The organism is Clostridium sp. TF11-13AC (assembly GCF_003481065.1).
Classification (GTDB): domain Bacteria; phylum Bacillota; class Clostridia; order Lachnospirales; family Lachnospiraceae; genus Otoolea; species Otoolea fessa.
Genome location: NZ_QUKJ01000002.1, coordinates 472962 through 492899 on the forward strand (window position 1 = coordinate 472962; position 19938 = coordinate 492899).

The 19938-nt window shown below is 47.8% G+C and carries 16 protein-coding genes; 11 read left to right on the forward strand and 5 right to left on the reverse strand.

Annotated features, from left to right (window positions below; genetic code table 11):
- Positions 1-192 precede the first annotated feature (192 nt).
- The 3 genes from DXD12_RS06555 to DXD12_RS06565 all read left to right on the forward strand — a co-directional run bounded on the left by DXD12_RS06555 (position 193) and on the right by DXD12_RS06565 (position 2262).
- Positions 193-1323, forward strand: a complete 1131-nt coding sequence (locus tag DXD12_RS06555) for a type II toxin-antitoxin system HipA family toxin (RefSeq protein ID WP_118637830.1) — start codon at positions 193-195, stop codon at positions 1321-1323.
- A 17-nt stretch (positions 1324-1340) separates the two neighbouring features.
- Complete coding sequence (locus DXD12_RS06560) at positions 1341-1619, forward strand: helix-turn-helix transcriptional regulator (protein WP_107000705.1); 279 nt, start codon at positions 1341-1343, stop codon at positions 1617-1619.
- 436 nt (positions 1620-2055) lie between these two features.
- Entirely contained in the window at positions 2056-2262 is a 207-nt protein-coding gene (locus DXD12_RS06565; RefSeq protein WP_107000704.1) for a hypothetical protein, read from the forward strand.
- Positions 2263-2310: 48 nt separating this feature from the next.
- Here DXD12_RS06565 and DXD12_RS15835 read toward each other — a convergent pair whose 3' ends face one another.
- From DXD12_RS15835 to DXD12_RS06585, 3 genes are all read right to left on the reverse strand, one after another.
- Complete coding sequence (locus DXD12_RS15835) at positions 2311-2736, reverse strand: hypothetical protein (protein ID WP_347561371.1); 426 nt, start codon at positions 2734-2736, stop codon at positions 2311-2313.
- A gap of 97 nt (positions 2737-2833) precedes the next feature.
- Positions 2834-4147, reverse strand: a complete 1314-nt coding sequence (locus DXD12_RS06580) for an MATE family efflux transporter (RefSeq protein ID WP_118637832.1) — start codon at positions 4145-4147, stop codon at positions 2834-2836.
- Between the two features lie 87 nt (positions 4148-4234).
- Entirely contained in the window at positions 4235-4699 is a 465-nt protein-coding gene (locus DXD12_RS06585) for a methylglyoxal synthase (protein ID WP_117796860.1), read from the reverse strand.
- A gap of 199 nt (positions 4700-4898) precedes the next feature.
- Between DXD12_RS06585 and DXD12_RS06590 the strand changes: the two genes are divergently transcribed.
- Positions 4899-6479 (forward strand): ABC transporter ATP-binding protein, encoded by a 1581-nt coding sequence (locus tag DXD12_RS06590; RefSeq protein WP_117796861.1) that lies wholly within the window; start codon positions 4899-4901, stop codon positions 6477-6479.
- A 16-nt stretch (positions 6480-6495) separates the two neighbouring features.
- Positions 6496-10488: a glycosyltransferase gene (locus tag DXD12_RS06595; protein WP_118637834.1), complete on the forward strand. Its 3993-nt coding sequence runs from the start codon at positions 6496-6498 to the stop codon at positions 10486-10488.
- A gap of 170 nt (positions 10489-10658) precedes the next feature.
- On the opposite strand, the gene DXD12_RS06600 is transcribed toward DXD12_RS06595, so the two are convergent.
- Both DXD12_RS06600 and DXD12_RS06605 read right to left on the reverse strand, forming a co-directional pair.
- Entirely contained in the window at positions 10659-12002 is a 1344-nt protein-coding gene (locus tag DXD12_RS06600) for an MATE family efflux transporter (RefSeq protein WP_118637836.1), read from the reverse strand.
- A 145-nt stretch (positions 12003-12147) separates the two neighbouring features.
- Positions 12148-13065: an AraC family transcriptional regulator gene (locus tag DXD12_RS06605; protein ID WP_118637838.1), complete on the reverse strand. Its 918-nt coding sequence runs from the start codon at positions 13063-13065 to the stop codon at positions 12148-12150.
- Between the two features lie 437 nt (positions 13066-13502).
- On the opposite strand from DXD12_RS06605, the gene DXD12_RS06610 reads away from it, so the two are divergent.
- The 6 genes from DXD12_RS06610 to DXD12_RS06635 all read left to right on the forward strand — a co-directional run bounded on the left by DXD12_RS06610 (position 13503) and on the right by DXD12_RS06635 (position 19922).
- Entirely contained in the window at positions 13503-14888 is a 1386-nt protein-coding gene (locus tag DXD12_RS06610; protein ID WP_118522175.1) for a glycoside-pentoside-hexuronide (GPH):cation symporter, read from the forward strand.
- A 31-nt stretch (positions 14889-14919) separates the two neighbouring features.
- A complete protein-coding gene (gene fsa, locus DXD12_RS06615) occupies positions 14920-15576 on the forward strand; it encodes a fructose-6-phosphate aldolase (RefSeq protein WP_118522250.1) in 657 nt (218 codons plus the stop codon).
- A 26-nt stretch (positions 15577-15602) separates the two neighbouring features.
- Positions 15603-16463: a sugar phosphate isomerase/epimerase family protein gene (locus tag DXD12_RS06620; RefSeq protein ID WP_118522174.1), complete on the forward strand. Its 861-nt coding sequence runs from the start codon at positions 15603-15605 to the stop codon at positions 16461-16463.
- 46 nt (positions 16464-16509) lie between these two features.
- Positions 16510-17643 carry a Gfo/Idh/MocA family oxidoreductase gene (locus tag DXD12_RS06625; protein WP_118522173.1) on the forward strand — a complete coding sequence of 378 codons (1134 nt, stop codon included), beginning with the start codon at positions 16510-16512 and terminating at the stop codon, positions 17641-17643.
- Positions 17644-17662: 19 nt separating this feature from the next.
- A complete protein-coding gene (locus DXD12_RS06630) occupies positions 17663-18715 on the forward strand; it encodes an alcohol dehydrogenase catalytic domain-containing protein (RefSeq protein WP_118629161.1) in 1053 nt (350 codons plus the stop codon).
- Between the two features lie 97 nt (positions 18716-18812).
- The gene (locus DXD12_RS06635) at positions 18813-19922 is read left to right on the forward strand and encodes a D-TA family PLP-dependent enzyme (RefSeq protein WP_118629163.1); all 1110 of its coding nucleotides are present in this window, start codon (positions 18813-18815) and stop codon (positions 19920-19922) included.
- Positions 19923-19938: the final 16 nt, after the last annotated feature.

Here is a 19938-nt window from a genome sequence, read left to right on the forward strand (position 1 = left end):
TGAAAAGCGAAGGTAGAAGGCTTGAAAATCAGGGGTGGATAGATTAAAATAAATGGATAATATATTATACAAAACAAATAAAAAATAGCATTAATGGATAATATATTATCCATGATTTAAATGGAAAAAATTAAAATAGAATTTCCCTAAAGTTTGTGTTTATGGGATAATAAAGGAGAAAGGATAGGGCGGATGGAGACAGGAAAGAAACTTCAGGTTATGTATGAAGACAGACTGGTAGGAACTCTTGCATTAACAGCGAATCACAAGGTGGCATTTGAGTATGATGATGCATGGCTGGAAGAGGGATTTTCGATCAGTCCGTTTTCACTGCCTTTGAAAAAGCAGGTGTTTATTCCAAATAAGGATTATTTTGAAGGTTTGTTTGGGGTGTTTGCGGATAGCCTGCCAGATGCGTGGGGGCGCCTGCTTTTGCGGCGTCTTTTGCTGGCGCATAAGCAGCAGCCAGACGATTGGACAGTGTTAGACCGGCTGGCGGTTGTGGGAAGATCTGGGATGGGGGCGTTGACCTATCGTCCGCAGCGGGAACTTTCGGTTGAGGAGAAAAATGATAATCTGGACGAACTTGCGGAGGCCTGCCAGAAAATATTAAATACCGAATACTCGGACAAATTGGATGAACTGTACCGGCTGGGCGGTACAAGCGGAGGTGCGCGCCCGAAAATCATGACGCAGATTCAGGGAGAGGACTGGCTGATTAAATTTCCGGCACATATAGATGGAAAAGATGAAGGGAAGATGGAGTATGACTATGCGTGCTGTGCAAAACAGTGCGGAATTGTCATGAGTGAATCGAGATTGTTTCCCTCAAGGCGATGCAAAGGATATTTTGGAACCAGACGATTTGATCGGGAAATAGAAAATGGGATGGTAAAGCGGGTTCATATGCTGACGGCAGCGGCGTTATTAGAACTGGATTTTGAACAGCCAAGTCTGGATTACCATCAATTGATGAAATTAACGAAAATATTGACGAATGGGAAGGCAGAAGATATAGAAAACATGTTCCGCCGTATGTGTTTTAATGTGTTTGCCCACAACCGGGATGATCATTCAAAGAATTTTACTTATATATATCGGGAGGAGGAAGAGCAATGGCGCCTGGGACCAGCGTATGATCTGACGTACAGCAACACATATTATGGGGAACATACGACCAGCGTAGATGGCAATGGACGAAATCCGGGTGAGAAGGAGCTGCTTGCAGTTGGGCTTGCAGCCGGAATGAAAAAAACGAGATGCATGGAAATGATAAAACAGATTCGTACATGTGTGCAGGACATGTTAGGTCATTATCTTTAGAGAGGCAGGAGAGCAATATGGAAGCACTTATCTGGGAAACTGCAGATGAACTGGATCAGAAACTGGCATCACGGCTGCGTAACATCCGGAAACGCCGCGCTATTTCACAGCAGAGACTGGCGGACATGAGTGGGGTGAGTTATGGCTCAATTAAGCGATTTGAGGCGACGGGGCAGATTTCCCTTTTGTCACTCACAAAAATCGCGATGGCACTGGATTTGGCGGAAGAGCTGCGGGGGCTTTTTACGCGGGTTCCGTACAAAAATATTGAGGAGGTAATCCGCGAATCCCGTTAAGCCACCGTTCACGCATTGTGTAGGCAGCACCCATCCGCGTAGCCCTGCCAGAACCGTTCGCAGGCGACCGCGCGAGACGCCCGAATGAGCCAAGGTACATTCTTTTTTAGGCGGGATGCACAAATCCGCAAATCGCCGCCGGACGTTTTTGTTTATATTTCAAGTATGGCTGTTTTTGTAACTTTTGTACATAGTCAGGGTGTCAAAATTGGTACTTATTACATATATTAACTTATGTTTATATAATTGCAAATGACTTATAAGTTTATACCACTTCCGGGGATGGTACTTTTTGTTTGACAGTGTTATATTATTGCCATCGAAAGAAACAAGAGATTTTCACAGACGGATATCGTAATAGTATCATAAGAATATTGCAATGGATTTCCGCCTATCATATGAAAAAATATAATTTTATTTGATGGAGGTAATTATCATGATGAAAGCAACAAGAACATTCAATAACGGTTTATATCAGGAGAATTTATATCAGGCATATTACAACACACCAGCAGAAAAGCATGTAGTTTCCGAGTCCTTAGAGCAGGAAGCAATGCCGGTACTGGTACATCGTTTAGCTGCACAGTTAGGTTATACCGAGTCTGAGGCAGAAGTAGAAAAAGAGTTTCTGTGCGAAATGTAATGGATAATCTGCTCGCAAGCTTATAACCATCCGGCAGAATTGGATGAGTTACCACCAACCTAAAGCATTTACGACAGAACAAGGCTTCTGAAGCCAGAAAAAGAAAACCGTCTGAGAAAGAATGAAAGATTCTTTTACAGACGGTTTTCTTTTTTTTACCGAATCGCGTTTTTCATTGATTTCACGTATTCTGCCACATACGGCACACGGGATATCGCTTTCTTCTTTTATCAGATTTACCATCGCGCCGATATCGGTCGTGATCTCACTCCGGACGCCGGTGCCACCTTGATTCATGGAGTGATTCCATGCGCTTTGCGAGATACCTGCATATCTCCGGCAACTAACATAAGCCCTACGTCGCAGAGTACTAGGCTGAAAATATATCCAGTTTTTGGCTGCGCCATCAGAGGTCCATTGGGCAGCCTGCATCTCGACCCGGTTCTCAGCCTCCCGGACTCTCTGTGCGCGCATATGCTGCTTTGATCTCCGCTTCAACGGTTTTGGTGTGTTCGATTTTTCATCAATATACTACGATGATGTAAAGTGTCAAATATTTTTTGAGAAAAAATTAAATTTTTTTAAAATTATGTGATTCTTTGGAAGTATGTCCCAGCCTTGCCAGCAGCAAAATAGCGAAGAAAGTGATCATTTCCGACGCCAGGAAAGACAGCCAGACGCCGTTCAGCCCAAACAGGCGCGCCAGTGTGACAGCGCAGGGGATGATAGCGACGGCCCCGCGCAGCAGAGAACCGGCGATGGCTGGTTTTGGCTGCGCGACGGCGGAAAAATAGGCAACCAGCAGGATGTTGATGCCAGCAAAGAGAAAGCCCAGGAAATACAGCCGGAGCCCGCTGTGGGCGTAATGCAGAAGTTCGGCGTTCTGCTCCTGGTTGAAGATCTGGATCAGTGGATCGGTCATGCTCCAGGTCAGCACCAGAATGATCGCTTCCACGATCAGGCAGGCGATGACGCCCCAGGTCAGGAACTGGCGGCTCTGCGTGTGATCGCCTTTTCCGTAGCTTTCGCTGATGAGCGGCTGCGTGCCCTGCGCGAGTCCGTTGAACAGGCACATGGCAACGACGGAGAGATTGGCAGTGACGCCGTAAGCGGCGACACCGACATTTCCGGCGAGTCCCAGAAGCAGGAAATTAAAGACGATCGCGATCACGGCGGAGGATATTTCGCCGACAAAGGCGGATACGCCGAGCTGGCAGCAGGCGATCAGGTGGCGCAGGGATGGAGCGCGAAAACGGAATCCGACCTGATTGTGTTTTCCCAGGTAGTGCGTGCCGCAGATGCTCATCGTCACAAGCGGGCAGAATGCCGTCGCTAACGCCGCGCCGGTCAGTCCCAGACCTGCCGGAAACATGAAGATGTAGTCAAACACGATGTTGAACATACTTCCGGCGATGGAGCCGAGCATCGCGATCGCCGGAGCGCTGTCATTGCGCGCAAACGCCGTGAATGCGTAGTTGGACATAAAAAAAGGCGAGGCAGCCAGAATAATGCGGAGATACTGCTTTCCGAGCGCGGTCAGCCCCGCGTCTGCGCCGAGAAGCTGCAAGATTTTATCCGGGATGAAAATGCCTGCCAGCACCAGCGGAATGCTGATGAGAATATCCCAGGTTACGGCGGAGAGAAAATAGAAGCTGGCGTTTTTGCCCTGCGCACGGTCGATCGCATAACGGGTCGCCGATCCGATCCCGATCATTGCTCCAATCGCATAGATCAGTCCGTAAACCGGTAAAATCAGATTTAAGACCGCCAGACCATCTGCACCGGAGTAGACCGAGATAAAATAGGTGTCTGCGAGGATGTAGACGGAAATTCCCAGCATGCCCGCCATGCTTTGGAAAATGTATTTAAAAAATTTCTGTAACATAAAAAATCTCCCTTGTATGTATTCTCATAAACGGTAACGACCATTGTACCGAAGAATGGAAATAAATACAAGGGAGAATGTGTTTTTTTACAGCTTCTTGGCCCGCTCTTTAATATTCTGATGGAAGTTGATGATGTCATGCTCATACTCCTCATCCATCAGCGGCGAGGTAATCATAAAATCGGCAGTCGCTTTATTGTTGGCGATCGGGATATCGTAAACCTGGGCGATTCGAAGAAGCGCCTTGACATCCGGATCGTGCGGCTGGGCGGTCAGGGGATCGGAGAAGAAGATGATAAAATCAACCTGTCCCTCGACGACTTTTGCACCGATCTGCTGGTCGCCGCCCAGAGGACCGCTGTTATAGCCCTTGACCGGAAGCCCGGTATATTCCGTAATCATGCGGGCGGTTGTGCCGGTTCCGCATAAGAAATGTTTTTTGAGGATCTCTTTGTTCGCCTCACACCAGTCGATGAGTTCACGTTTTTTATTGTCGTGTGCGATGAGTGCAATATTTTTTTGTTTTCGAATTGTCATTGTTAAAAAATCCATAGAATCATCCTCCTTTGCCATGATTTTTGCATAGCATCTGGATATTGTCAAGAAAATACAAAACATTTCACAAAAAAATACGAATGTTTTTCGTGAGTACATAGAAAGAGGTGTGTTTTTCTGCGTACAGGAATTGCAAGAAACATAGAAAACATGCTATACTACGAGAATAGTGGAACAGGAGGAACGAAAAAGATATATGTCTGCTGAAAATACAACAAACACAGGGGCACAAGAGGCGGAGAACGCAGAGAAGTACGCGGTCGAAGTGAAAAATGTGACCAAGATATACAGGCTGTATGATAAACCGATCGACCGGCTGAAAGAATCGCTGAGCGTCAGCCATAAAGAATACCACAAGGATTTCTACGCGTTGAGCGATCTTTCCTTTACGGTTGAAAAAGGTCAGACGGTCGGCATCATCGGTACGAATGGTTCGGGTAAATCGACGATCCTTAAGATCATTACCGGCGTTCTCACGCCGACGACCGGCGAGGTGACGGTGCGCGGCAAAATTTCGGCGCTGCTGGAGCTGGGAGCCGGATTTAACCAGGACTACACCGGTATCGAAAATATCTATATGAACGGTACTATGATGGGATATACCAAAAAAGAGATGGATGCAAAGCTGCCGGAGATTCTCGATTTTGCCGAGATTGGCGATTTCGTCTATCAGCCGGTCAAGACGTACTCGAGCGGTATGTTCGTGCGTCTGGCATTTGCGCTTGCGATCAACGTCGAGCCGGAGATCCTGATCGTTGATGAGGCGCTCTCGGTCGGGGATGTCTTTTTCCAGTCCAAGTGCTACCGCCGCATGGAGGAGATCCGCAAAAACGGCACGACGATCATCATGGTAACCCATGATATGGGAAGTATCATCAAATACTGCGATAAGGTAGTGCTGCTCAATAAGGGAGAATTTATCGCACAGGGTTCGGCGGGCAAGATGGTCGATCTCTACAAAAAGATTCTGGCAGGACAGATGGACGCGCTGCGCGCCGAGCTGGAAGTGATGAACGATTTTTCCGGGGACAAGGTAGTAAAAGCGGAGAAAGCAGGAGCCGGAAGTGCGGAGAATGGTGCATCTGGAAATGAGGCTGGAAATAACGATGCCGGAAATATAAACGGCTCCGGGGCAGTGGATGGCACCGCAGAAAATGGAGTCGCTTCAGCATCGGACGGCACCGGAAATCCGGCTGCTTTGAACGGAGAAACGGCGAAAAAGCCGGGCTTAATGCGCGACAAGCTGACGATCAACGCAAACCGCGAGGAGTACGGCGACGGAAGGGCGCAGATCTTCGATCTGGGACTGGTGGACGCGCGCGGCAATATCACTAACCTGCTCTTAAAAGGCGAAGAGTTTACCATCCGCGAGCGCATCCGTTTCAATGCACCGATTCAGGCACCGATCTTTACTTATACGATCAAGGATAAGAAAGGAACCGACCTGACCGGCACGAACACCCTGTTTGAGGGAACGGATGTCCATCCGGTCAAGGAGGGCGATATTTACGATGTCGCGTTTACGCAGAAGATGACTCTGCAGGGCGGCGAATACCTGCTGTCCATGAGCTGTACCGGATTTGAAGGCGGCGAGCACGTGGTTTACCACCGTCTCTACGATGTGGCAAATATTACCGTTATTTCTAATAAGAACACGGTCGGTGTCTACGACATGGAGCCGGATGTAGCGGTCAGGTTATCGCCGGCCGGAGAGGCAGCGAAGCAGGCGGAGTCGCTTAGTGCGGATGAGGCGGCACAGGAAGATCTGCAGGCATGATAAAAGGAGAAATAAGATGAAAAAAATCAATCAGGAGCTGATTGCTCTGTTTGATAAATACGGCAGTGACCGGCGCCAGGCGCTGCGGGAAAATAAGAAGCTTTCCTATCTGTACGCACTGGCAGATTTGCGGGAAAACCTGTTGGACTGGTGCCAATTTGACCCGGAACAGCAGGCGCTGCAGATCGGGGCGGACGCGGGCGCGCTGACAGGGCTGCTTGCCAGACGTTTATCGTCGGTAACGGTGCTGGATGCTTCCGAAGAAAATCTGGAGGTAGTACGCCGCCGCTTCCAGACAGAGCCCGAGCTGGCGGCGAAGATCCGCTATGTCTGTGCGGATGTGGAGACGTATGCGATGAAAGCGGAAAAGCGTGGCGGGACATATGGATATGTAATGCTGATCGGGGGGTTGACGGCGGCAGATAAAGCGGGACGCGCGGCACAGATGACAGCCGCAAAACAGCTTCTTTCTGCTCATGGAACCTTGATTGCGGCGGCTTCCAACTGGTTTGGCGTGAAATACATGGCAGGCGCAGAGCGGGAGACGGGCGCACTTTCCTGGAACGAAATGAAGCAGCTGCTTCCGGGCGGGGAATTTTACTATCCGATGCCGGATTACCGGACGGCGGGAGAGATTTTTTCAGATGCCTATCTGCCGAAAAAAGGCGATCTGACCGGTGTGTTACCGGTCTATGACTGTCCGCAGTATATGCTGATGGATATGGGGGCGGCGCTCGATGCAGCCTGCGAGGACGGACGGTTCCCGGAATTTGCGAATGCATTTCTGGTTTTTTGGCAGAGACAGGCTGCGCCGGAAGCTGAGAATGCTTCACAGGACGTTATCTATGTGAAATACAATCGCACCCGCGAAGACTGCTTCCAGATCCGGACAGAGATCCGTGAAAAGAATGGAACCCGCGAGGTCTGGAAGACGGCGCTCTATCCGGAGGGAAAGGCGCACATCCAGTCCTTCGAAGAAAAATATCAGGTGCTTGACCGTCAGAATCCGTCCCTGAAACTGGCAAAACCGGAGCTTCAGGACGAGGGAATGACAGCAGTATTTCCGTATTTAGAGGGAAAAACGCGGGCGGAACTTCTGGGAGAAATTCTGACTGCCCAGGGCGCGGATGCGGAGGTTTCCGCGATCCGGGCTGCGATGGATGAGATCTACAACATCCGCCCGGAGGAACGCAAACCATTTGCGGTGACACCGGAATTTATCAAGGTATTTAATGCGCTGGGCGAGCTGGATTCCTATCGGGATAAAGAGACAGAAAATGGCGGCGGATGGGCTTCTTTAGGGGCAGTTCTTGCGGACGAGAGCTACAGCGCCTCCAACATTGACGCCCTTTTTGAAAATATGCTGGTGACGGCGGACGGAACTTATGCGATCGACTATGAGTGGGTCTTCTTATTCCCGGTTCCGGCTGGTTTTGTGAAATACAGGACACTGGTTTATTTCTACCGCCGTTATAAGAGTCTGTTGGGCGGTCAGGCCGAGCGGGAATTTATCGGACAGTTCCCGGAGTATGTGAAGGCGGATGAGAAGCTGCTTTCGCTTTACGAGGCGATGGAACGCGGCTTCCAGGAGTACGTGCACGGGGAAAACCAGCGCACTTACCAGGAAGATTACATGGTAAAGACGAAGACATTAGCCGATCTTTCCCATGTGGACGGAGAACTTGCAAGGGCAAACGAACGTCTGGATGCGCTCCGGGCAGAAAATTCGGAAAAAGATACGGCACTCCGCAAAGTGCAGGAGGTACAGCGCCTGACGAATAACCACGTGGCGAATCTGGACGTTATCATTTCTGATCTGCGCCATGAAAATGCAGAGCTTGGCAAGACGCTGACCTACTTAAATGGTCATGAGGCGGTCATTTTCAAGGTGCGCCGCAAGCTCGGACAGGCATTTAACCGGTGCTATCCAAAGGGCACGGTACGCCGCAAGAAGCTCGGCTACTGGAAACGGACGATTCTCCATCCGGGTAAAATGATGAAGATGTACACCACAGAGGAAGGAAAGAACCTTATCAAAGGTGATTTTGAGATCGGTGAGGAGTATCTGACCTACGGAAAAATCCACCTTCCGAAGGAAGAAAATCCGACGGTTTCCATCGTAATTCCGGTATACAACCAGATTCACTATACCTATCTGTGCCTGCAGTCGATTCTGGAGCATACGAAGGATGTGAGTTATGAGGTTATCATCGCAGATGACGTTTCAACCGATGCCACCGAGCATCTGGCGGAGTTTGCCGATAACCTGGTGATCTGCCGCAATCAGACCAATCAGGGATTCTTGCGCAACTGCAACCAGGCGGCCAAGGCGGCGCGCGGCAAATATGTGATGTTTTTAAACAACGATACCCAGGTAACAGAAGGCTGGCTCAGCTCCCTGGTAAATCTCATTGAATCTGACTCCACCATCGGTATGGTAGGGTCTAAGCTGGTATATCCGGATGGACGTTTACAGGAGGCAGGCGGCATCATCTGGAGCGATGGTTCCGGCTGGAATTACGGCCGCCTCGACGATCCGGATAAGGCAGAATATAACTACGTCAAGGATGTAGACTATATTTCCGGCGCAGCGATCCTTTTATCCACCGCACTCTGGAAGCAGATAGGTGGTTTCGACGAGCGGTTTGCCCCGGCGTACTGCGAAGATTCGGATCTGGCATTTGAGGTGCGGAAAGCGGGCTACCGCGTCGTTTACCAGCCAAAATCCAAGGTCATCCATTTCGAAGGCATTTCCAACGGAACGGATGTCAACGGAACCGGTCTGAAACGGTATCAGGTGGAAAACAGCGAGAAACTCAAAGAAAAATGGAAAGAAGAGTTCAAGAATCAGTGCGTCAACAACGGCAATCCGAATCCATTCCGCGCACGCGAGCGCAGCATGGGCAAAAAGATCATTGTCGTGATCGATCACTATGTGCCGACCTTTGACAAAGACGCCGGTTCCAAGACAACGTTCCAGTACCTGAAAATGTTCCTGAAAAAGGGGTATGTTGTTAAATTTATCGGAGATAATTACCTCCATGAGGAACCGTATACGTCTACGCTGCAGCAGATGGGAATCGAGGTCCTCTACGGACAGGAATACCTGACCGGTATCTGGGACTGGCTGGTGAAAAATGGAAAAGATATCCACGTGGCATATCTGAACCGTCCGCATATCGCGACAAAATATGTGGATTTTATCAAAGAACACACGGATATCAAGATGATTTATTACGGTCACGACCTTCATTTTATGCGTGAGTTCCGCGAGTATGAGCTGACCGGCGATGTGAAGAAGCGTCAGGAATCCGAATATTGGAAATCGATCGAGTTTTCACTCTTCCACAAAGTGGCGGTGTCCTACTATCCGTCCTACGTTGAGGAAGAGGCGATCCACGCCGTTGATGAGACGATTCCGGTCAAGGCGATCACGGCATATGTCTATGAGGAGTTTTTACAGAATCTGAACAAAGACTTCGCCAAACGGGAAGGACTTCTGTTTGTCGGCGGCTTTGCGCATCCGCCGAACGCAGACGCGGTGCTCTGGTTCGCGAAAGAAGTATTCCCGAAGATCCGGGAACAGATCAAGGTCAACTTCTACATCGTCGGTTCCAAAGTGACCGACGAGATCAAAGCGCTGGAACAGCCTGGAAATGGCATCATCGTCAAAGGCTTTGTAAGTGAAGAAGAACTGGCAGACCTGTACCGGAACTGCCGGATTGTAGTGGTACCGCTCCGCTACGGCGCAGGGGTTAAGGGCAAGGTGGTAGAAGCTATCTATAACGGTGCCCCCATCGTCACCACCTCCGTCGGCAGCGAGGGAATCCCGGAGGTAGAGAAAGTCCTCCTGGTAGAGGACCAGCCGGACGAGTTTGCCGAGACCGTCGTAGAGCTCTACAACGACGAAAAACGCCTGGAAGACTTAGCAGAGAAAACGCAGGTTTATATCCGCGAGCATTTCAGTATTGATGCGGCTTGGGATGTGATTAAGGAAGATTTTGAATAAAAAATAGCAAAAGATAGAAAATTATATATAATAAAGAAAACGATCAGGGGAATGTGCTTCTGATCGTTTTCTTGCGTAAGGATAATTTAAAGTTATCCAAGGAAGGAAAGAGCCAGCTACGCCGGCAGGCTGCAGGCTCTTTCCTGGACTACCGGGTAGAGCATTCTATATTACCGATCGTTCTTCCGCAGCGCTTCCACCCGTCCATACTTCCGATACATCAAAAGCTCAAATACCACCATACAAGCCCATCCAATCGTCGTACCAATCGCTACAGCCTGAATTCCCAGCCGTCCAAACAGCGCATAACTGATCACAACGCGGATCGGAATCTGCACCAGAGTCGCGAACAGGGTGATCATCAGGTGCCCGATTCCCCGGTAATATCCCTGAAAGGTATTGGTGATACCACTGATGAAGTAAAAGCTAGCCATCGGCACCAGATAGGACATGCCCTGACGCAGCGCCTCCGTTTCATTCGGCTTCAAGAAAATGCCGAGCAGCGGGTGACGGCAGAACAGCACGACCACCGCTGTCAAAATAATATAAATTTCTGCAATCACCAGCATTTTCCGAAGCCCTTTCGGAATCCGGTCATACTCTTTCGCGCCGAGGTTCTGTGCGGAGAACGTCGTGATAGATGCCGCGAGGCTGTCGCCCGGGGCGAGCACATAGCTGTCGATGATGGAGACGGCATTAAAAGCGGCAACTGCATCGACGCCGAGTGCATTGACGCCGGACTGGACGAGCAGGCGGCCGACGTAGAGAATCGTCTGCTGGACGGCGGAAATGGAGCTGAAATCGATCGTTTTTTTGAGCATCGAGGTTTTCAGTTTCAGATCCCGGATGCCGAGGCGTAAGAGGGGCACTTTCGCCCAGATATAGACGAAGAGGGCGAGCGCAGAGACCGCTTGCGAGATGATCGTAGCGATTGCCGCACCGGAAACACCGAGGCGGCAGATGCCAACCAGGAATACATCCAGGAATACATTGACAACGGTCGTCAGGATCAGGACATAGAGCGGCGCTCTGGAATCTCCGATTGCGCGCAGGGCGGCGGAGAAAATATTGTAAAAAAAGGTAAAAATAAGACCCAGTGAGATAATCTGCAAATACAAGGACGCCGGTGCCGATATCTCTTCCGGTGTCTGGGTAAGGCGGATAAACAGGCGGCTTCCTGCCAGTGAAATACCGGAGAGGACAATGGTTAAAAGCAGCCCGGAGAGCACCGAGGTCGCAAATTCATCCTTTAAATCCTGATAGTCTTTCGCACCAAAATAGCTTGCCATCAGAATTGATGCGCCGAGCGACAGCCCGACAATCAGAAAGGTCAGAATATTCATGATCGGACCCGCCGCACCGACTGCCGCCAGCGCCTCTTTTCCGTAAAACTGTCCGACGACTACCGAATCGACCGTGTGGTAGAGCTGCTGGAAGAGGTTGCCGAACACCAGCGGAACCGCGTAGGCGATCAGGTGTCCGGTTATATTCCCTTTTGTCATATCACGAGCCATAAGCATTTCCTCCAAATCCCAATTTATAACTAAGATTGTAGCACGGAACAGAGTGTCTGCCAAATAAAAAAATTCGTCGAATCATGCCAAAAAATCAACAAATCGTTGCAAGTTCCGCAAATATCTGCGATGAAAGGGAAAAGCTTCATGCGTTCAATGAGGTTGAGACGGCATTTTTCTTCTTCTGACGATATTCAGAGGGAGATAAGCCGTACATTTTACGGAATGCTTTGCCAAAATAGCTGATACTGCTAAATCCACATTGAAAAGAAATGTCGGAGATACTGGCAGTACTGCCAGAGAGTTTCTGGGCTGCATTCTGAAGGCGGTAGCGGTTCAGGTACTCAATGGGCGAAACCTGACAGAAACCGGAAAAGCATCGGAAACATTCGCTGCGGCTGATACTGGCGGCACCGGCGATATCGTCAATGGTAAGGGGCTGTTCAAAGTGCGATTGGATATAGCTCACCATTTTTCTCATGCGGTGTTCGCGTATGAATTCATCATTGTCAGTAGGAACCGGGAAGGACCGATGCAATAGAACCAGAAGATTACGCCATATGTGTAAAATGTCTTCCATGCACAGAAGCTCATAGGCGTATTTATCTGGATCGGAGCGGTGGATGTGCATAAGGCGTTCAAGAATTTCACTTCCTTCTTCATTTTCAGGGAGGATTTTCCAGTTGCCCATTTTTTTCAGGGAAGATGGGTTGAAATAGTTCTGGTACAGAAATGAGGTACCAATCGTATGAAAGAGCGAAGCAGGAAATTCGATATTGAAAATGATGGATCCTGGAATTAATTGTCGGGCAGAATGAAGGGCCCGTGAAGTAATAAAGATTCCCTCTCCCTGATGCAGGCGGAAAACCTGCTGATCTACCTGATATTCAATCCCGCCTTTTAAAATAATTGCTAATTCAAATTCTGGGTGCCAGTGACAGAGAAATTCCCCATCTACAAAATAATCCATTTCGTCGATAAAACGGGCAAGCGGAAAGTCCGGATTATCATAGTGAATACGTTCCTGAAGCTGCTGATTTACAATTACTTCCTGATTGATCATAATTCAAAATCTCCTTTCATCAGGTGTTGAATGGGATAATTCTTGCTTTCTCATGGAAGATGAAATTATATTACCAAAACATGAGAGAATTGAGATTGCAGCATGCAACCTGCTTAGGGTAAAATAATGCCAGAAATAAAAAATGGTTTGTGAATCAGTATAAGCTGAATATAGACAAAATGTCAATATGGTCCTTGAAAATACAATATAAATTGGTTGTTTTTGTGTAGAATGACAATGGAATTGCTTGTGACTGGAAAAAATGAAGGACGAAATACCGAAAAGGTAAAAATGATAGGCCAGATTCATAAGAGTTCTATCGGGGACTATTCTATCAAAATCAAGAGACTATTTTACTATTATTGAAAATGGGGATGGAAAAATGAAAGAGATACAGATTTTGGGGAAAATCTGGAAACGGGGAAGGAGATTTAAAATTGGAGGAGAAAAAATTATCATTTAAAACCCGATTGTCGTATTCATTCGGAGATCTGGCGTGCAACATATTATTTGCAGCAACTGCGAATATGGCGTCCTATTTTTATACCAACATTGTGGGAATGTCAGCGGCGGTTGTTGGAACGATTCTTTTGCTTTCCAGAATGTTTGATGGATTCAGCGATGCAATTATGGGAGTAATTGTAGACAGGACGAAATCAAAATATGGAAAAGCAAGAGTCTGGGTGCTGCGGATGATTATTCCGTTTGGCGCTGCAGCGGTGCTGATGTTTATGGTTCCGGCGCATGCAAGCGCGATGGCACAGGCTATATATGTATTTATTACATATAATTTTGCTGTAACGATCGTTTATACAGCTTTGAACTTACCATATGGTGCAATGGCCGTGCTGATGACAACCAGCCAGAATGAACGTACCGTTCTGAATATGTACCGTATGTGTATCGCACCGATAGGTGCAGTTGTTGTAACGGCCTTTACACTTCCGATGGCAAATCGTCTGGGGGGCGATCAGAGAGCATGGATTATGATTTCCATTGGATATGCAATTATTTCAATGATTCTTTTATTCATCTGCTTTCTGAACTGTAAGGAACAGGTATCCGAGGATCCGACAGCGGTAGCAGATACGGCGGTGCCGGTTGGAAAGAGCATCGGAGCGTTATTTAAAAACCGTTATTGGCTGATTATTGCAGGAGTATTCATTCTCTGGGGAATGTATTTCTCGCTGAATGGAATGATGGTTTCCTATTATGCACAGTACGCGCTGGGAAATAATGAGAGGGTAACACTTTTGACACTGGCAGAAAAGATTCCACTTATTTTATCGGTTGTTTTAGTGGCTCCATTCGTAAAGAAGTTGGGAAAGAGAAACTGTTCAATAGCAGGAAGTGTATTATTTTTAGCCGGTGCGGCGATTATGGCAGCACAGCCGTACAATCTGACGACCCTGACGGTTGGACTGATTGTACGGGGATTAGGCGGAGGAACTGTAGGCGCACTGATTTATGGACTTCTGGCAGATACGGTTGAATACGGACACTGGTATACAGGTATCCGGAATGAAGGACTTTGCTATTGTGCATCAGCAGTTGGTTATAAGCTGGGTGGTGGCCTGACAAATGCGGTTTGTGGATTTGTAATGTCACATGCAGGATTTGATGGGCTGGCGGCAAGCGTGCCGGAGTCGGCAGTGGCGGCAATTCAGAATCTGTATCTGATGGTTCCGTTTATTGCCTGGGGAGGGATTGCAGTATTGCTTTTCTTCTATCATCTGGATAAAGAATATGCTTATGTAGAAAGCGAGCTGGCAGAAGGACGCTGGCGCCTTGGTTCGACCAGACAGGAAGCAGCGGAACTGTAGGAAAATGGAAGAAGAAACGGAGAGATGGGACATGGATTTATTTATCGATACAGCAAAAGTAGAGGAGATACGGGAAGCAAATGACATGGGAATTATCTGTGGGGTTACGACTAATCCGTCCCTGATAGCAAAAGAAGGACGAGATTTTAATGAAGTAATTCGTGAGATTGTTTCGATTGTAGATGGTCCGATCAGTGGTGAAGTAAAAGCAACCACAACGCAGGCAGCAGAAATGGTTAAAGAAGGCCGGGCGATAGCAGCGATTCATCCGAATATGGTCGTAAAAATTCCGATGACAGGAGAGGGATTAAAAGCGGTGAAGACGTTAGCGGCAGAAGGCATCAAGACGAACGTGACGCTTGTGTTTACTGCGAATCAGGCGCTTCTGGCGGCAAAAGCGGGGGCAACTTATGTATCTCCGTTCTTAGGACGCTTGGATGATATTTCGGAGCACGGAACGGAACTGATCCGGACGATTGCAGAAATGTTTAAAAATTATCCGGAAATACGCACCAGAATCATTGCGGCAAGCATCCGTAACCCGATTCATGTGACAGAATGCGCGCTGGCAGGCGCGGACATTGCAACTGTACCGTATGGTGTGCTGAAGCAGATGCTGGCACATCCGCTGACAGATGCAGGAATTATCAAATTTCAGAAAGATTATCAGGCTGTGTTTGGAGAGTAAAAGCAGCGGATGGAAAGGAGAGAAATATGATTACATATGCAGCAAATATAGAACCGCTTTTTCCGGGAAAGGATATTTATGAGAAAATTCCGCTGATTCGTAAAGCAGGGATTTCCGGAATTGAGTTCTGGAGCTGGGCAGACCGTGATGTGAAGCGGATTCGTGAACTATGCGAAGATCAGGGAGTAAAGGTGACTGCTTTCAGTGGTCAGCAGGATTATTCTCTTTGCGACGGAAGGAAACGCAGCGAGTATATTGAGTGGGTAAAACGTTCCATCGAAACGGCTCATTATCTGGAGTGTGATTCCCTGATTGCATTCTCCAATCATTTTGAAAATGGGAAAAGCTCAGATTTGAGAAATATATACAGCTGGCAGGAGGAAGTTGCCAATATCAAGGAAACACTGGGACTGCTGGCACCGATTCTCAAAAAAGAAGGCATTACACTTCTGCTGGAGCCGCTCCATAACCATGGAGCGGATGGCGGAATGGCCATTACGGATACAAGCCAGGGAGCAGAGATTGTAAGAACCGTAAATTCCCCGAAGATCCGTCTGCTGTGCGACTTCTTCCATATGCAGCTGATGCATGGAGATTTACTTGAAAATGTAATTCGGAATCTGGATATTGTACCGTATGTACATATTGCAGATGCACCGGACCGCCATGAACCGGGAACCGGGGAGATTAATTATAGTTATCTGATGAATGAACTGAGGGAAAGAGGTTTTCAGGGAACTGCGTGTCTTGAATTTTTCCCAGAGAAAAATACATTTGCAGCGGTTGAGCAGGCAATGAAAATTTGTGGATTTGAATATGCGGGAGAAGAGAAGCACGGAGCACCGGCATGGGGATCCGGCAGGAAAAAACCGATGAAAAAGAGCTGATCTTAATGCTCTGAAAATATAAATGAAAGAAAGAGAGGATGAGAACATGAAACAGGTTCAGTATGGAATGGTAGGTGGCGATCTGAAAGCACTGATTGGTGAAGTGCATCGTAAGGGACTGGCGTTTGATCCGAGAGCAGAGCTGGTGTGCGGATGTTTTTCAGCGATTGATGAGCTGAACGTAGAATGCGCGGATTATTATAACGTGGACAAATCGCGAATCTATTTCGATTACAAAAAAATGGCAGAGGCAGAGGCCGGTAAAATTGATTTTGTGGCAATTTGTACGCCGAATTTTGTGCATTATGAAATTGCAAAGTGCTTTCTGGAGCATGGAATCGGCGTTATGTGCGAAAAACCGCTGTGCTTTGAAGTGGCAGAAGCAGAGGAACTGGCTGCATTGGCAAAAGAGAAAGACCTTCTTTTTGCAGTGAACTACTGCTATTCGGGTTATCCGATGGTAAAGGTAATGAAAGAAATGGTAGCGAGAGGCGAACTGGGAGATATCGTTTCTATCAATGCAGAGTACACGGCGGGCTGTTTCTTAAATGTGCTTCATGAAGATTCCCAGATTAACAGTAAGATCTGGCGTTCGGATCCGAAACTTTCCGGCATTTCCAACACCTGTGCGGATGACGGTACCCACATTGAACATCTGGTTCATTATGTTACAGGACTGAAAATTAAAAAAGTAGCAGCTACGGTTGACCGTTTTGGAAAAAAATTGGATTTCAATGACAATATTCTGGTGGAATATGAGAATGGTGTCCATGGTTCCTATTGGTTCTGCCAGGTGGCATGTGGTAAATCTAATGAAATGGTATTCCGTGTATATGGAACAAAGGGGGGCTTAGAGTGGCAGCAGATTCGCCCGGATGAGGTTATCTTCCATAAATATGGAGAGGCAACACAGGTTTTGACACGTGGAGGTAGTTATTTCTCAGATGAAGAAAAACGTCATTTCCGTCTCCCGTTCGGACATCCGGAAGGATACTACGTTGCGGAAGCTAATATTTATAAAAATATTATCAATTATCTGATCAAACGTAAAAATGGTGAACCGCTTACAGCGGACGATCTGGACTTCCCGGATGTTGAAACTGGTGTATCGGGCGTTAAATTCGTTCATGCAGTTATGAAGAGCGGCGACAATGATTCGAAATGGGTAGAAGTAGAATAAGAAAAGGAGGCAGGAGCATATGCAGTCAATTATCTATAAAGGACCTGGAAAATTTGCGATTGAAGATAGACCGAAACCAATCATCAAAAAAGCAGATGATGTGATGATCAAAGTGCTGGGAGTGTGTATCTGTGGTACAGATATTAACATTTTTGCAACTCCGCAGAAACATCCGTCCCGTCCGGGAATTATCTTTGGACATGAATTTTGCGGACAGGTTGTAGAGGTAGGAGAAGCGGTTACAAGCTTAAAACCGGGCGATAAAGTAATCGTAGACCCGCATGGACCGTGTGGTTACTGTGATGCCTGCCGTGCCGGACTTCCGGAAATGTGTAAGAATCTGTATCTGGATGAGCCGGGACTGGAAGGCCAGGCGAATGCGATGGGCGTATTTAAGGATGGCGGATTAACCAGCTATACACTGGTTCCGGAAAAGTTTGCGTATAAAATCGCAGCTGATACACCGGCAGAACTGATGGCGCTGGCAGAGCCGCTGGCATGCTGTGGATATTCCCTTGAAAAGCTGAATATCCATGTGGGAGATACCGTCTGCATCCTGGGTGGCGGTCCGATTGGACAGCTTTATCTGGCACTGGCGAAGGCAAGCGGAGCAAGAAAGATTATTCTTTCTGAGCCGATCGAGTACCGCAGAAATAAGGCGCTGGAATTAGGTGCAACCAGAGTTGTGGATCCGAATGTTGAGGATATCAAACAGGTGTGCATGGAAGAAACAAACGGTGAAGGTGTCGATCATTGTATTGAAGCGGTTGCCGCAATGTTGATGGATTGTATCGACTGTGTACGCCCGAGAGGAAAAGTGCTTCAGTGCGGACATGATGAGACTGCATTAGCTCCGATCAAGGTTGGAGAGGTTCTGAAAAAAGAAGTAGAAATTCATGGCGTATTCCTTGGAAAATATTACATGGAAAAGACAGCCCGTATCATCGAAAGCGGTGTGCTTCCGCTGGAAAAGATTGTAACACATACATTCCCGCTGTCCCGTTACGGCGAGGCACTTGATCTGGCACGCAGCGGTCAGTGCATTAAAGTTTGTGTCATTCCAGAAGAATAAGAAATAAAGAAAAATGGGCAGAGAGGCTGGAACAGCTGCCTCTCTGCCAAAATGAAAATACTTAAAAAAATAGGCGTTCAGAGCAGGAGTGATGAATATGAAATTGGAAAATTATCATGTAAAGGGTGAAGAAAAGATTGTAAGCCCGGCGTTGATTTATTATAGAGATGCGATTGTGAAGAATACACAGAGAACCATTGAACTGGCGGGGGGAGCAAACCGGCTCTGGTATCATGTAAAAACACATAAAACCAGAGAACTGGTTAAGATGCAGATGGAGATGGGATTTACACATTTTATGTGCGCTACTATTTCCGAGGCAGAGATGGCAGCGTCGGTAGGGGCAGAAAATGTATTGGTTGCCTATGCGCTGGTAGGACCGAATATCGAACGGTTTATTGACCTGACGCTCGGAATGCCGGGTACCCAGTTCTGGGCGCTTGGAGATGACTACGATACGCTTCTTCAACTTTCGGCAGCGGCGAGGGAAAAAGGTATTACAATTCCGGTTCTTCTGGATGTCAATGTGGGACAGGATCGGACAGGAGTTTTGCTGTCTGAAACAGCCGATTATTATGAGAGATGCAGTCGTCTGCCGAATCTTCAGATGCGTGGACTTCACTGTTATGACGGACATAACCATCAGGTGGATGTGGAAGAACGACAGAAAGCGGTAGATGAGATGGATCGGAAGATTGAAGAGGTCCGTCAAGATATTCTCGGACGCGGAATTGTCTGCGATACAGTGATTGTAGGCGGAACACCGTCATTTCCGTGCCATGCAAAGGTAAGCGATTATTTCCTTTCTCCGGGAACTTCCTTTGTCATGGATGCCAGATACGGAAAAGATGCCCCGGATTTGAAGCTCTGGGAAGCGGGAGCGATTATGACGCGGGTTGTCAGTCATCCGGCATCAAATACATTTACACTGGATCTGGGAAGCAAAGGAATTTCCTGTGACCAGCCGGTTCGGGGCGAACTGGTAGGAGTGGCGGCGAAAGCAATGTTCCAGAGTGAGGAACACTGGCTCTGGAAGATGGAGGAAGGCCATGAGGCGGAACGCCCTCAGATTGGCGACATTTTATATGTGATACCAAGCCATATTTGCCCGACTACGGTTTTATATCCATCGATTCTTGTGGCAGAAAACGGAAAGATTGTAGATGAATGGGAGACGGTAGCAAGGGTTAGAATGTTGACGTATTAGGCAGAGTGGGAGGAAA